We start from the raw sequence: 14,141 nt of genomic DNA, 5'->3' as shown, positions 1-14,141 counted from the left end.
ACTTAAATAACCTCCGGCGCCAGCGAGACGATCTTCATGAACTTCTTGTCACGAAGCTCGCGACCGACCGGTCCGAAGATACGGGTGCCGCGGGGCTCCCCGTCGTTCTTCAGGATCACGGCGGCGTTCTCGTCGAACTTGATGTACGAGCCGTCGGGACGACGCGTGGACTTGACCGTACGGACGATGACGGCCTTGACCACATCGCCCTTCTTGACGTTTCCGCCCGGGATCGCGTCCTTGACGGTCGCGATGATCGTGTCACCGAGACCGGCGTAACGACGGCGCGAGCCGCCGAGCACACGGATGGTGAGCAGTTCCTTCGCGCCGGTGTTGTCGGCGACCTTGAGGCGGGATTCCTGCTGGATCACTTGGCCTTCTCCAGAATCTCAACCAGACGCCAGCGCTTCGTGGCGCTGAGCGGGCGGGTCTCGTTGATCAGGACGAGGTCGCCGATGCCGGCGGAGTTCGCCTCATCGTGCGCCTTGACCTTCGAGGTGCGGCGGATGACCTTGCCGTAAAGCGGGTGCTTCACGCGGTCCTCGACCTCGACCACGATGGTCTTGTCCATCTTGTCGCTGATGACGTAGCCACGACGCGACTTGCGGTACCCACGGGCATCCGCATCGCGAACATCGTGTGCTGCGTGCTCAGCCTCGACGGCAGCTTCCTTCTTGGTGGCCATCACTCAGCCTCTTCCTTCACGGCGTCGTCGGCGGAGTCCGCCTTCTTCGCCTTCGACTTGGTCGCCTTCTTGGCCGGAGCCTCGACGGGAGCGGGCGTCGCACGGATGCCCAGCTCACGTTCGCGGATCACGGTGTAGAGACGCGCGATGTCGCGCTTGACGGCGCGGATGCGGCCGTGGCTCTCCAGCTGGCCGGTGGCCGACTGGAAACGGAGGTTGAACAGCTCCTCCTTGGCCTTACGCAGCTCCTCAACGAGGCGCTGGTCTTCGAACGTGTCGAGCTCTGCCGGAGCGAGCTCCTTGGTGCCGATCGCCATTACGCGTCGCCCTCCTCGCGCTTGATGATGCGTGCCTTGAGAGGCAGCTTGTGAATGGCACGGGTCAGTGCCTCGCGAGCGAGTTCTTCGCTCACGCCTGAGACCTCGAAGAGGACGCGACCCGGCTTGACGTTGGCGACCCACCACTCGGGGGAACCCTTACCGGAACCCATGCGGGTCTCGGCAGGCTTCTTCGTGAGGGGACGGTCGGGGTAGATGTTGATCCACACCTTGCCGCCACGCTTGATGTGACGCGTGACCGCGATACGAGCGGACTCGATCTGACGGTTCGTCACGTAGGCAGGCGTGAGCGCCTGGATCCCGTAGTCGCCGAAGGAGACCTTCGTGCCACCAGTCGCCTGGCCGCTGCGACCGGGGTGGTGCTGCTTACGGAACTTGACCTTGCGGGGAATAAGCATCAGGCAGACGCTCCTTCTGCGACAGGGGCCTCGTTGCGCGGCGCGCGGCGGCGGTCGCCACCACGGTCGTCACGACGGGACTTCGGTGCGTTGGCCTGCTCGCGAGCAAGCTCCTTGTTGGTCAGGTCACCCTTGTAGATCCAGACCTTCACGCCGATGCGGCCGAAGGTGGTCTTCGCCTCGTAGAAGCCGTAGTCGATGTTCGCGCGCAACGTGTGCAGCGGCACACGACCCTCGCGGTAGAACTCCGAGCGGCTCATCTCGGCGCCGCCGAGGCGGCCGGAGACCTGGATGCGGATGCCCTTGGCGCCAGCGCGCTGAGCGCCCTGGAGACCCTTGCGCATCGCACGACGGAACGCCACGCGAGCAGAGAGCTGCTCGGCGATGCCCTGTGCGACGAGCTGAGCGTCAGCCTCGGGGTTCTTGACCTCGAGGATGTTCAGCTGGATCTGCTTGCCCGAGAGCTTCTCGAGGTCGCCGCGGATGCGCTCGGCCTCGGCGCCACGACGACCGATCACGATGCCCGGACGGGCGGTGTGGATGTCGACGCGGACGCGGTCACGGGTGCGCTCGATCTCGATGTTCGAGACACCGGCGCGGTCGAGCTGCGTCTTCAGCAGGTTGCGGATCTTGATGTCCTCGGCGACGTAGTCGGCGTAACGCTGACCCGGCTTCGTCGAGTCCGAGAACCAACGCGACACGTGGTCCGTGGTGATGCCGAGGCGGAAGCCGTACGGGTTTACTTTCTGTCCCATTACTTGCTCGCCTTCTTGTTGCTGTCGCTTGCAGCGGCCGGGGCCGCCTCAGGCGTCGAGAGCACGACCGTGATGTGGCTCGTGCGCTTCTTGATCTGGAAAGCGCGACCCTGTGCACGGGGGCGGAAACRCTTGAGCGTCGTGCCCTCGTCTACGTAGGCGTTAGCCACGTACAGGTCCTGCTCGTCGAGGTACTCGCCGTCACGATCCGCCTTGACCTGCGCGTTGGCCATGGCCGACGCGACAAGCTTGTAGATCGGCTCACTGGCGCTCTGCTGTGCGAACTTCAGGATCGCCAGAGCCTCCTGGGCCTGCTTGCCCTTGATGAGCGCGACGACACGACGAGCCTTCTGAGGGGTCACGCGGATGTGTCGCACGCGTGCGATGGACTCCACCATTTCTCTCTCCTCTATCGCCACCGCGTCAGCGGCGGCGGCCCTTCTTGTCGTCCTTCTCGTGGCCGCGGAAGGTGCGGGTGGGCGCAAACTCGCCCAGTTTGTGGCCGACCATGGTCTCGGAGACAAACACAGGAATGTGCTTGCGACCGTCGTGGACCGCGATCGTGTGACCCAGCATGGCCGGGATGATCATGGACCGGCGAGACCAGGTCTTGATGACGTTCTTGGTGCCGGCTTCGTTCTGCACGACCACCTTGCGAAGCAGGTGATCGTCGACGAAGGGGCCCTTCTTAAGACTGCGAGGCATCTTCTCTTACTCCTACTTACGCTTCTTGCCGGCGTTACGACGACGCACGATGTACTTGTCGCTTTCCTTGTTGGCGTGACGGGTGCGACCCTCAGCCTGGCCCCACGGGGAGACGGGGTGACGTCCACCGGACGTCTTGCCCTCACCACCACCGTGCGGGTGGTCGACCGGGTTCATCGCGACACCACGGACGGTCGGGCGGACGCCCTTCCAGCGCATGCGGCCGGCCTTGCCCCAGTTGATGTTCGACTGCTCGGCGTTGCCGACCTCGCCGATGGTCGCGCGGCAGCGCGAGTCGACGTTGCGGATCTCGCCCGAGGGCAGACGCAGCTGGGCGAAGTTGCCATCCTTGGCGACGAGACGGACGGATGCACCGGCCGAACGTGCCATCTTCGCGCCGCCACCGGGACGGAGCTCGATCGCGTGGATGACGGTACCCGTCGGGATGTTCTTCAGCGGGAGGTTGTTACCCGGCTTGATGTCGGCACCAGCGCCCGACTCGATGACGTCGCCCTGCTTCAGCTTCGCCGGCGCGAGGATGTAGCGCTTCTCGCCGTCGAAGTAGTGCAGCAGCGCGATGCGAGCCGTGCGGTTGGGGTCGTACTCGATGTGAGCGACACGGGCGTCCACGCCGTCCTTGTCATTGCGACGGAAGTCGATGACGCGGTACTGGCGCTTGTGGCCACCACCGATGTGACGGGTCGTGATGCGGCCCTGGTTGTTGCGACCACCGGTCTTCGAGAGCGGGCGCAGCAGCGACTTCTCCGGCGTCGATCGGGTGATCTCGGCGAAGTCAGCCACCGACGAGCCGCGACGGCCCGGGGTCGTGGGCTTGTACTTGCGAATAGCCATTATTGTCCTTATCCCCCGGATCAGCCGATTGCCGTGAAGATGTCGATGGTGCCCGACTTCAGGGTCACGATGGCACGCTTGGTGTCCTTGCGCTTGCCTGCGCCGAAGCGGGTGCGACGAGCCTTGCCGACGCGGTTGAGGGTGTTGACCCCAGCGACCTTGACGCCGAAGATCTTCTCGATGGCGAGCTTGATCTCGGTCTTCGAAGCGCGCGGGTCCACGAGGAAGGTGTACTTACCCTCGTCGATGAGACCGTAGCTCTTCTCGGACACGACCGGCTTCAGGATGATGTCGCGCGGGTCCTTGTTCAGGGCCGTCTGGAGAACAGCTGCCTGCTCGCTCATGCGGAGACCTCCTGGTTGGCGCCGGACTTGGAGGCGATGAAGCCCTCGAGCGCGGCCTGGGTGAAGACGATGTCGTCGGAGACGAGCACGTCGTAGGCGTTGAGCTGGTCGAACGTCAGCACGTGCAGGTTCGACAGGTTGCGGATGCTCTTCAGCGTCACGTCGTCGTTGCGCTCGATCACGACGAGCACGTTCTTCGACGAGACGACGTTGGTGAGGAAGTTCACCGCGGTCTTGGTCGAAGGCGTGCCGTTGATGCCGAAGGTCTCGATGGCGTGGATGCGGTCGCCGCGGAAGCGGTCGCTGAGCGCACCCAGGAGGGCGGCCGCGATCATCTTCTTGGGCGTGCGCTGCGAGTAGTCGCGCGGCTTGGGGCCGTGCACGATTCCACCGCCGGTCATGTGCGGCGCGCGGATCGAGCCCTGACGGGCGTTACCCGTGCCCTTCTGCTTGAAGGGCTTGCGGCCGGCACCCGAGACCTCACCGCGACGCTTGGTCGAGTGGGTTCCCTGGCGAGCCGCCGCGAGCTGCGCGACGACGACCTGGTGGATGAGCGGGATGTTCGTCTTGGCGTCGAACAGCGCGGCGGGAAGCTCGATCGAGCCAGCCTTCTTGCCGTCTGCGTTGAGGACGTCAAGCGCGAGAGTGGAGTCAGCCATGATCAGGCACCCTTCACTGCGTTGCGGACGTAGACGATACGGCCACGAGCACCGGGGACGGCGCCCTTGACGAGCAGCAGACCCTTCTCGATGTCGATGGCGTGCACCGTGAGGTTGAGGACGGTCACGCGCTCGCCACCCATACGGCCGGCCATGCGCATGCCCTTGAAGACGCGGCTCGGGGTCGACGATGCGCCGATGGAGCCGGGCTTGCGGTGGTTGCGGTGCGAACCGTGCGAAGCCGAGACGCCCTTGAAGTTGTGACGCTTCATGACACCGGCGAAGCCCTTGCCCTTGCTCGTGCCGACGACGTCGACGAGCTGGCCTGCTTCGAAGGTGCCGTCGACCGTGAGCTCCTGGCCCGGCGTGTAGTCGCCGGCATCCGCGGTGCGGATCTCGGTGACGTGACGACGCGGCGTGACGCCGGCGGCCTCGAAGTGGGCGGTCAGCGGCTTGTTCACCTTGCGCGGGTCGATCTGGCCGTAGGCGATCTGAACGGCGTTGTAGCCGTCCTTCTCGGGGGTACGGATCTGCGTGACCACGTTCGAGGCGAGCTCGATGACGGTGACGGGAACGAGCTTGCCGCTCTCGTTCCAGACCTGGGTCATACCGAGCTTGGTGCCCAGCATGCCCTTGGAAATCTTGGAGTTGATATCAACCATGTCCGACCTCAGAGCTTGATCTCGATGTTGACATCGGCAGGCAGGTCGAGACGCATCAGCGAGTCGACAGCCTTGGGCGTCGGGTCGATGATGTCGATCAGACGCTTGTGGGTGCGCATCTCGAAGTGCTCGCGGCTGTCCTTGTACTTGTGGGGCGACCGGATGACGCACACGACGTTCTTCTCGGTCGGCAGGGGCACGGGGCCGACGACCGTTGCGCCCGCGCGGGTCACTGTGTCGACGATCTTGCGTGCGGACGTGTCGATGACCTCGTGGTCATACGACTTCAGGCGAATGCGGATCTTCTGTCCCGCCATTGTCTGCTCTCTCTCTTTAAGCGTCTTACCGACCTGGGCCGGGTGACCCAGGGGCATTGGACGCACGTCGGCGCTGTTCGCGCCTCGGCACTCAGACGGCTCTCGCGAGTCGATCTGCTGCACCACTGTTCTGCTGTCATCCCGCACGCCTCGCAGCGAGCGGGTGTCCGACCTCCGCCGCGCACGGCGAAGCCCTCGTGATGAAGATGTCGGGATCGTTCTGCCACCCGCGGCCTAGGTCCCTGCGCGTCTGCGCCGCCTATGCACTGTCGTGATGGTGATCCGGCCACGCTGAGCGCGCCGGAATGTCGAACCTGTCTATTCTGCCACGGCCGATTTCACTTGCGCAAACCCGGGCGTGTCGCATTCGCTGTGCATCCGCTGGACTCGTCCGTCCGGGGTCGGATCGACGTGCCCGCGATGCCCCGAGCGATCGTCAGAAAGGCGGTGAGAGCGGGGCGAGGCATCCCCATGCCTCGCCCCGCTTGGGGAGGGCGTTCAGTGCGAGGGGGCACACCGAACGCGAGGAGCCCGGCGTGAAGGGACGCCGGGATCCTCGACCGAGGGCGCGGCGAAGCGACCGCCGCGCGGGCGGGATGACGTCTGAGCGCACAGAGTGCGCGCGTCGCACGATGATCCCCAAAATCGTTATCCCCAGTTTGACGCGGCGAACCGCGTGAGTGCGGGAGGTCGAACCCCTTCGACATCCCTGATCGCAAGTTCCCCAGGCGATCGTCATCCATTCTAAGGGGACGCTGTCGTGAAACGCGATACCGCCGGGCGGAATACTTGGTGCCGGATGCAGAAGAGCGGCGACTCCCCCGATGGAGGAGTCGCCGCTCTCGGTCTCAGTCGAGAGTCCTATTCGTTGCCGACGGCCTTGTCGGCGGTGTTGCGGATCTCGTCGATCTTGTCGGCGGCCCCGGGCGCGATCTTCTTGGCGAAGTCGGCGACGCCGTCGAGGACCTTGTCGCTGATGTCCTCGGCCTGCTCGCTCTTCACTGCCTCGGCGATCTTGTCCTTGTTCTGCTCGTACAGATCTCTGCCCTTGTTGACGGTCTCATCGATACCCATTGCGGGCCCCCTTGTATCCGTTCTGATGCGCCGGGTCCCCGACGCACGTTCATTCTGCACGCAACGGGTTTCCGGTGGAAGTATTTCGGACCGGAACGTCATCCGACGCCACCTGCCGCGGTGGCCCCGACGCCGGCACCCGAACGGAGGACGTCGGAGCTACGACTGCCAGTAGTTCTTCTTGAAGACGACCTGCTGCACCCTGATACCCGGATTGAGAGCGCGGATGTCGGCGTACAGACGCAGCGGACCCGAAAGGAAGTACGGCAGGGTGTAGAGACCGTATGTCGGCGAGTTCGCCGCCGTCGCATTCGTCGCCGGGACCTCGAGCATCGGTTGAGGTGATGTGCTGACAACCGCTCCACTCGCGTTGAGAGTCTGTGCGACGACGCGTACCTGGAATCCCTTGGTGACCCCTGTCGCCGTGAGATAGAGCGAGAGCTCGCCCGTCTCCTTGATGGTCGCGCTGCTCTCAGCCAGCCAGAAGGCACCAGGGGCTACCGGGATGCGAGCCCACGCCCCCTCCGGCAAGACGGCGTTCCACGACAGTGTCGATGACTTATGAGTGGGCACAGGATCCTCCGCTGGGGGCTGGTAGGGACCGGTTTCGACGTAGTTCTCGAAGTCGACCGAGTTGGTGAATCCCAGCTGCAGCGGCGTGCCGCCGATCCAGAGGGAGACGTGGACATGGGGACCGTAGCCTGCATCACTGCCGAAACCGGATGCGCCCGAGTACGCGATCACCTGTCCGCGGGCGACGCGCGCACCCAACGGGACCGTGCTCGACTGCAGATGCAGATAGCGGATGTAGTTGCCGTCGTCTGCCCGCAGCGCCAGGTAACGTCCGGTCGCGGTCGTCGTGGAATCCTTCCGATCCACGATCACGCCGTTGGCGGCCGCCCGGATCTGCGTGCCGGTGATGACCGCATAGTCGGTGCCCGGCTCGCCCGACGGCGGATTGCGGTTCTTGTGCCCCTGCCAGGAGCTCGAGATGCGCACGTCGCCACATGGGCGGAGGTAGGTCCCCGCCGCAGTCGCGCTGAGGCCCGGGGAGAACAGATCCCACCCGATGGCCGACGCACCGAGCGCCGTGCCCGCAGCCACCAGCATCACGCGCCGCGAGAAGATGGGCTTCGGCGTGGGGCTGCCCGAGAGCTCAGCGTCAGCCGCGCCGCACACTAGCGATCGCCGCCTTCGTTCTCGCCACGGATCAGGTTCTCGATCTGCTCTTCCGGGAGCGGCTCGAGCGACGCCGACGACATGCCGAGCACAGGCGCCGAAGGCGAGCCGCCGATCGTGCACTGCGCCTGCGCCTCCAGCCCGGAGGCCTGAGCCGGGACCAGCACGAGCCATTCGGGCGAGACCAACCTCTGCTCGATGCGGGTGTCTCCGATGGTGAAGGCGACGTCGGCAGGGAACGCCGAGAGCGTCGCGTCGACGCAGATCTGCGCCAGCTCCTCGCCGGCGAAACCGCCGAAGTCGCCGGACGGAGTCTGCGTCGGTTCCGGGGTGGCCGAGGGCTCGGAGGTGGGTGCCGTCACCGACGGGGTGGGGCCAGGAGTCGAAGCCGTCGATGTCGGCACCGGGCTCGACGTGCTCGGCAGCGCAGCGCAGCCCGAGGCACCACCGATGAGGACGACAGCCAGAGCACTCGCGGCGACACACCGAGCAAGGGGGGATCTCATGATTTTGAATGTACCCAGCGCTGGGCCTCAGCCGTGGATGCGACGCGGACAGTCGCCGGGAATCTTCGCGCCCCGTACTCAGTGCGCAGTCGCACCGGGGGCGACCACCGTGCGGACGGTGCGGAACAGGATGATGAGGTCCTGCATGAGCGACCAGTTCTCGACGTAGTACAGGTCGAGACGGATGGTCTCCTCCCACGAGAGCGAGGAGCGTCCGCTGACCTGCCACAGCCCGCTCATGCCGGGCTTGACGAGCAGGCGTCGATGCGCGAAGTCGTCGTAGAGCGCGACTTCCGTGGCACGCTGGGGTCGCGGACCCACGAGACTCATGTGCCCGAGGAACACGTTGACCAGTTGGGGCAGCTCGTCGATGGAGTGCCTGCGGAAGAAGCGCCCGACCCTCGTGATGCGCGGGTCGTCGTTGATCTTGAACAGCGGCGTGCCGGCGTCGCCCTGCAGATCGAGGAGAGTCGCGAGCTGGTCGTCGGCGTCGGCGACCATCGATCGGAACTTCAGCATGCCGAAGGTCTGCCCGCCGCGTCCGATCCGCTCCTGACGGAAGAAGATGCCACCCGGCCCGTCGACGCGGATCGCGATGGCGGCGATGAGGAAGACCGGCGACATGACGACGAGCAGCAGCGAGGACCCGACGATGTCGAAGGCCCGCTTGAGGAAGCGCTTGGCGCCTTCCATGCGCGGGAAGTCGACGTGCACAAGCGGCAGACCGGCGACAGGTGTCGCATGCATGCGAGGCCCCGCGATATCCGTCAGCACGGGGGCCATGATGAGTTGGATGTCTCGGTCGGAGACGGAGTACCCGAGGCGGCGCATCGTCAGAGGGTCGAGATCGTCGGATCCGACGATGATCAGCGCGTCGAAGCGCACCTCGTCGAGCACCCTCTCGACGTTGGCGATGTCACCGAGCACCTCGAAGCCCGAGATGTCGGCAGCGGAGGTGCTCTCGGTGATCACCCCGAGGATCTCGTACCCGCTGCTCTTCGCCCGCCGGATCTCGCGCCCCACGAGGGCGACCTTCGACGGCTCGCCGATCACGACCGCCCTGTGCAGGTACTGCCCCGTCTTCTGTCGTCCGCGCAGCCACTGTCGGCACATCCACCGCGACAGCAGGAGCAGCAACAGCCCGAGGGGGAAGACGACGGCGACGAGCGCGCGCGAGAGCTCCATGCCGAGGAAGAAGGCGACGGCGACCGTCACCGCGAACACCGCGATCGACGCGTTGAAGATGCGACGGTACTCGTCTGCTCCGTGCCCGACGGTGTGACGATCGCGGGAATCGGTCGCGTCGAGAGCGATCAACCAGAGGATTCCGATCACCGCGAGCACCAGGAGATAGGACACTCGAGGCCCGCCCGGCCAAGAGACTCCGGTGAGCAGACTCGGGAGCACGATGAGGGCAGAGATGATCAGCGCGAGCAGCACGACGATGACATCGTTATAGAAGAGACGGCTCGCGTACAGCCGAGTCCATGCAACGCGCCTCGCCTTCTTCGCCGGAAGCGCGGCGGTGCTCCTCGGCCAACGCGAGGCGCTGGAGCCACCGTGCTCGAGTTGAACGACGACGACTCTCACCCCCCTTGACCGCGCTGACGCTAGAACGCGAGCAAGTATATCGCTCCGCCTCAGGGCCCGGGGAAGACCTCAACCGGCGCAGTCGTCGGTCACGACGGGCTTTTCGCCCCGCACCATCGGATTCGTCTGCAGCGCGAGCGGCCCATAGTCTCCGTCCGATCCGACGAAGGTCGCCGTCACATCGATCGAGTCGCCCGGGTCGAACCAGGCCTCGAAAGCGACGACCGGCCGGCCGAGGTCATCGATGTCGCGGTGCATCACCGAGACCTCGTCGCCGTTGAAGGTCGCGTCTGTCAACGTGGTTCCCGGAGGACCGTAGATGAAGATCCAGTCGCGGAAGCGAGCGCCGAAGGTCATGCTCTGCACATAGCGGGGCAGTGCCTCGGCCTGCCGCTGGGTCAGGGGCAACGTGAGCGAACCGGTGGCGGTGAACGTCGTGTCGCCTGCCTCGCAGGTCGCCGTGGCCGTCGTCGCGGTCTCCGTGAAGTAGTCGATCTTCGACCCGTTGCTGTTGTTGAAATAGATGCCGACGGTCGTCGCATCGGAGTTGTCCGTCGGCAGAACGCCGCTGATCCTCTCGCCGTCGATCGCTGCGGCGACCTGAGCGTCATCGCTCCAAGCCAGCACACTGCCCTGCGATGCGCTCTCGGTGATCGCCCACATCATGTCCTTCAGATCGAAGTCGCCGGAGGCGATCTTGTCGAAGACCGCGGCCGCCGTGTCGGCGAAGAAGCCGTCGACGAGCTCGGGCTCCTTGTAGGAATCCCAGCGCCCGTAGACCTCACTCAGCAGCAGCGACACCGCGTTCTCTTCGGAGAGGACTTCACCCGACGCCAGCTCGATCGGCCCTGTCGCCTTGAGGATACGAGACAGTGCGAGAGGGTCGATCGAGATCACGCCGGTGATCTCGTCGTCGGCGATGTCGCGCTGCCACCAGGCGCGCATGATCTTCGCCGCGGTGGGGAAGTCAGGGCGGCTCATGCTCGTGTTGATGTGGTCGACGAGATAGCTCGTGTACAGCTCGATCGCGCTCGGGGGCACGTCGACGTCGACGGCGACGCCGTTCTGGTAGTTGCCGCTGTCACCCTGCGCCCCGATCGCGATCGACCCCTCGTCGACCTTCACGAGGGTCTGTGCGGCGGCGCTGCCTCCGAGGGCGAGCGTCTCGGCGTTGTTCTGGAAGACGAGCAGGTAGTTGCGTTCGCCGTCACCTCCGAGCAGCGTCGGGAGAACCGCGATCATGGGAGCGGCCGCCGACATCACCTCGTCGACCTGATCGACGCCCTCGCGCACGACGGAGACGAGGAAAGGAGACTTCGAAACGGACTCCAGCCCGTCAGCGAGTTCAGTCACGTGCTGTGCCTGATCGTCGGTGGCATCGAGAAGCCGCTCGGTGATCGAACCCTTGGAATCCTCGTCGCCCATCACGGGCAACGCGACACCGTTGACGAGCGCATCGAGCGACTGCGCCGCGAGGCGGACCCCTCTGAGGTTGTCCCCCACGACCGGGACCCACTCCATGACCCACCAGACGGGGTCGGATGCTGCGGCACCCGCGCTGGCGGCGCTTTCGGACAGTTCAGGAAGCACATCATTGACGTCGCCGCCGCCCTGGATCTCCGCGATGAGATCCTGACTCTCGACGAGGCCGTTCTTCACCGTGATGGCACGCAGCCCGACCCAGCACACGGCGACGAGGAACGCGATGACGATCAGGATGACAACGGTCCAGATGCGGCGCCGCCGACGCTGACGGCCCGATCTCGGTTCGTCGATGCCCTGCGCATCCTGACTAGCTGCGCTCATGACCGGCTTGCCTTTCGTGCGGGAGTCGTCTGGTGAATTGTACTGGCGCCACCTGGGGCCGCCTCCGCGGCTCTCACTCTGCTTCCGATGAGATGAAGACCGGGGACGCGCCGAGGGTCAGCGTGACCTCGCCGTCCTCGGGAACCACTGACTGCGTCTGCCCGGACATGTCTGTGACCGTCAGCGGGACATCCGTTGCGAAGGTGCGCTGCACTTCTCCCTGCTTCGCCCAGGCGATGCGGGTCTCGTCGTCTCCTGATCCGAACACCTCGACCGTGGTCGTGTCATCCGATTCGTCTGAGACGAACGCTTTGTCGCGCAGCTGCGTGATCATCAGCGCCTGAGCGAAGGCTCCGGGCTTCGGAGCCAGAGCGACGACGTCGGCTCTGGGCCCGTTCTCATAGAGCCCGAAGTTCGACTCGCCCGCGGCGGGGTCGGCAGCGTCGTTGACGAGGTCGTACCAGAAGTACTTCTCGACGCCGTTCGCGAAGGCCAGGGCCTGATTGCGCACCATCATCTGCCCCTGCTCGAGCAGGGAGACGCCGTCGTAGTGCGTGGGGAATCCCATCTCGGTGACCCACACCGGGCGCGTCTCGCCCGCGACCTCCTGCATGTCTGCGTAGGACTGCTGCACGGTGCCGGCGATCAGATCGGCGTCGCGGTTGATCCATGACTCGTAGGGGTGATAGCTCGCCGCGTCGGTCACCGCCATGCCACCGGCCTGCCAGAACCCGGTGAACCATTCGCTGTCGTAGAGCGCTGTGGAGCCTGTGACGATGGGGAGATCCGGATACGCCGTGGTGACGTGGTCGCGCACGGACTGCGCGATCGGCACGTAGCAGGCGGGCGCCGGCCCGCAGGCCGTGTCGTTCTCGCGATGGTTGAACTCGTTCAGCACTTCGAGACCGACGAGGTCGAACCGGTCGGCGACGGCCTTCGCGTAAGCGCCGTACGCCTGGATCGCCTCCTCGTTTCCTGGCGCCTTCCTGGCGCCGTAGAGCCTGTTGCCGTAGACGACGAGGCCCAGCAGCTTCACGTCGTTCGCGTGCATGCGCTCGAACTCGCGCACATAGTTCTGGTCCCACACGTATTGGCCGGCGACCTTCTCGTTCCGCTCCCACGAGATGTCGTTGCGCACTTCGGCGAAGCCGATCGCGGCCGCCAGAGATCCGGTGCCGGCGAAGGCCTCCTTCTCGACGTGGGATCCCACGCCGAAGCGTCCGTCCTGGCTCACGGAGAAGCCGTCGGCGTCGATCACGGCGACATCCGTCTGGATCTGCCGCCCTGAGGAGTCGCTGACGGCGACGGTGTAGTGCCCCTGCGACACCCCGGTCAACGGCAGGGCCAACAGAGGGCCTGCGGAACCGAACTCACCGGTGATCGGCTCACCGCCGGCCGTCGATGTGGCGCTCCACTGCACAGGGCCCTCAGCGAGGGAGACCGCGAGCAGTGCGGACTCGTCCGTCATGATGAGAGAGTCGTTGACGATGCCCGCCGGAGTCTGCACAGCTTCGAACGATCCGTTGGGCACGAGGTTGTCACCGCCGGCCGCGGTGATCGACACCTCGTCGATCCCGAACCCGCGCACGGCACCGGAGAGCACGACATCGAACGTGGATGCGGCGGCCTGATCGGCCGCCGATGTGAACGGGAACTCGATCGTCTCCCACTCCGCATCGAGCTCGGGAAGCGTGAAGGTCTGGCCCGCCGCGTTCAGACGGACGCCGGTCTCGGTCTTCTCCTCGGCGAGCACCCGCACCGAGACGCTGAGCGTGTACTCCGTGTCCGGAGCGAGTGCGACCGGAGCAGACGCGGCGATGATGTCCGCATCGTCAGCCGGAGCATCCACCCGCAGAGACACCGCGCCCTGCGCGGCGTCTCCGACTTCGGGAAGAACCGTGCCGACCACTCCGCGATCTGCGAGGGTCCATCCGTCGATCGATGCCCGTGCCACGTTCGTCACCGGAACCACGGCCGGAGACTCGGTCGCGACCGGCTCGGGAGTGGCGTCAGGCGATGCCTCCGCGCGAGGCTGCGCCTGCTGTCCGGAGATCACCATCGCAGCCGCGGCACCGCCGCCGACAAGGAGCACGGTGACCGCGCTCGCGATGATGATCGTCTTCTTCGTCGCGCGCAGAGCCATCATGTCCTTTCCCCCGAGTGTTCGTCTCCAATGTATCGGGTCGCACTCGGGACGAAGCTGACAGCCGCCCGGGGCTCACCCGCCGAGAACTTCCCTAGACTCGACGCATGCTTGCAGAGGCCCAGCCG

Annotated in this window: 18 protein-coding genes; all 18 read right to left on the bottom strand. The window is 65.6% G+C overall.

Annotated elements, in window-relative coordinates:
• Positions 1-2 precede the first annotated feature (2 nt).
• The 18 genes from rplN to AC04ME_RS08390 all read right to left on the bottom strand — a co-directional run bounded on the left by rplN (position 3) and on the right by AC04ME_RS08390 (position 14,016).
• Positions 3-371, bottom strand: coding sequence for a 50S ribosomal protein L14 (gene rplN / locus AC04ME_RS08475; protein ID WP_042538766.1), 369 nt, complete (start codon positions 369-371; stop codon positions 3-5).
• Positions 368-685 carry a 30S ribosomal protein S17 gene (gene rpsQ / locus AC04ME_RS08470; RefSeq protein ID WP_042538763.1) on the bottom strand — a complete coding sequence of 106 codons (318 nt, stop codon included), beginning with the start codon at positions 683-685 and terminating at the stop codon, positions 368-370. The genes rplN and rpsQ overlap by 4 nt, the downstream gene beginning before the upstream one ends.
• Complete coding sequence (gene rpmC, locus AC04ME_RS08465) at positions 685-1,002, bottom strand: 50S ribosomal protein L29 (RefSeq protein WP_017829202.1); 318 nt, start codon at positions 1,000-1,002, stop codon at positions 685-687. Before rpmC ends, rpsQ begins: the two co-directional genes overlap by 1 nt.
• Entirely contained in the window at positions 1,002-1,421 is a 420-nt protein-coding gene (rplP, locus tag AC04ME_RS08460) for a 50S ribosomal protein L16 (RefSeq protein WP_042538761.1), read from the bottom strand. Before rplP ends, rpmC begins: the two co-directional genes overlap by 1 nt.
• Complete coding sequence (gene rpsC / locus AC04ME_RS08455) at positions 1,421-2,176, bottom strand: 30S ribosomal protein S3 (RefSeq protein ID WP_042538759.1); 756 nt, start codon at positions 2,174-2,176, stop codon at positions 1,421-1,423. The genes rplP and rpsC overlap by 1 nt, the downstream gene beginning before the upstream one ends.
• Entirely contained in the window at positions 2,176-2,574 is a 399-nt protein-coding gene (rplV, locus tag AC04ME_RS08450) for a 50S ribosomal protein L22 (RefSeq protein WP_475434546.1), read from the bottom strand. The genes rpsC and rplV overlap by 1 nt, the downstream gene beginning before the upstream one ends.
• 25 nt (positions 2,575-2,599) lie before the next feature.
• Positions 2,600-2,881 (bottom strand): 30S ribosomal protein S19, encoded by a 282-nt coding sequence (gene rpsS, locus AC04ME_RS08445; protein WP_017829205.1) that lies wholly within the window; start codon positions 2,879-2,881, stop codon positions 2,600-2,602.
• A 12-nt stretch (positions 2,882-2,893) separates the two neighbouring features.
• Complete coding sequence (gene rplB, locus AC04ME_RS08440; protein WP_042538755.1) at positions 2,894-3,733, bottom strand: 50S ribosomal protein L2; 840 nt, start codon at positions 3,731-3,733, stop codon at positions 2,894-2,896.
• 20 nt (positions 3,734-3,753) lie between these two features.
• A complete protein-coding gene (rplW, locus tag AC04ME_RS08435; protein WP_042538754.1) occupies positions 3,754-4,077 on the bottom strand; it encodes a 50S ribosomal protein L23 in 324 nt (107 codons plus the stop codon).
• Positions 4,074-4,736, bottom strand: a complete 663-nt coding sequence (rplD, locus tag AC04ME_RS08430) for a 50S ribosomal protein L4 (RefSeq protein WP_042538752.1) — start codon at positions 4,734-4,736, stop codon at positions 4,074-4,076. The genes rplW and rplD overlap by 4 nt, the downstream gene beginning before the upstream one ends.
• A gap of 2 nt (positions 4,737-4,738) precedes the next feature.
• Positions 4,739-5,398 (bottom strand): 50S ribosomal protein L3, encoded by a 660-nt coding sequence (rplC, locus tag AC04ME_RS08425; RefSeq protein ID WP_042538750.1) that lies wholly within the window; start codon positions 5,396-5,398, stop codon positions 4,739-4,741.
• An 8-nt stretch (positions 5,399-5,406) separates the two neighbouring features.
• Positions 5,407-5,715 carry a 30S ribosomal protein S10 gene (rpsJ, locus tag AC04ME_RS08420; RefSeq protein ID WP_005050520.1) on the bottom strand — a complete coding sequence of 103 codons (309 nt, stop codon included), beginning with the start codon at positions 5,713-5,715 and terminating at the stop codon, positions 5,407-5,409.
• Between the two features lie 861 nt (positions 5,716-6,576).
• Positions 6,577-6,789, bottom strand: a complete 213-nt coding sequence (locus AC04ME_RS08415) for a hypothetical protein (RefSeq protein ID WP_475434545.1) — start codon at positions 6,787-6,789, stop codon at positions 6,577-6,579.
• A gap of 159 nt (positions 6,790-6,948) precedes the next feature.
• A complete protein-coding gene (locus AC04ME_RS08410) occupies positions 6,949-7,968 on the bottom strand; it encodes a M23 family metallopeptidase (protein WP_042538746.1) in 1,020 nt (339 codons plus the stop codon).
• Entirely contained in the window at positions 7,968-8,474 is a 507-nt protein-coding gene (locus AC04ME_RS08405) for a hypothetical protein (RefSeq protein ID WP_475434543.1), read from the bottom strand. Before AC04ME_RS08405 ends, AC04ME_RS08410 begins: the two co-directional genes overlap by 1 nt.
• Positions 8,475-8,552: 78 nt before the next feature.
• Entirely contained in the window at positions 8,553-10,064 is a 1,512-nt protein-coding gene (locus tag AC04ME_RS08400; RefSeq protein WP_475434541.1) for a sugar transferase, read from the bottom strand.
• Between the two features lie 69 nt (positions 10,065-10,133).
• Positions 10,134-11,870: a DUF4012 domain-containing protein gene (locus tag AC04ME_RS08395; RefSeq protein WP_475434539.1), complete on the bottom strand. Its 1,737-nt coding sequence runs from the start codon at positions 11,868-11,870 to the stop codon at positions 10,134-10,136.
• Positions 11,871-11,943: 73 nt separating this feature from the next.
• A complete protein-coding gene (locus tag AC04ME_RS08390; RefSeq protein ID WP_475434537.1) occupies positions 11,944-14,016 on the bottom strand; it encodes a glycoside hydrolase 5 family protein in 2,073 nt (690 codons plus the stop codon).
• Positions 14,017-14,141: the final 125 nt, after the last annotated feature.

This window comes from Microbacterium sp. LjRoot205 (genome assembly GCF_056175745.1).
The sequence above is the reverse complement of the archived record's forward strand: the minus strand, read 5'-3'. Positions and strand labels throughout refer to the sequence as shown.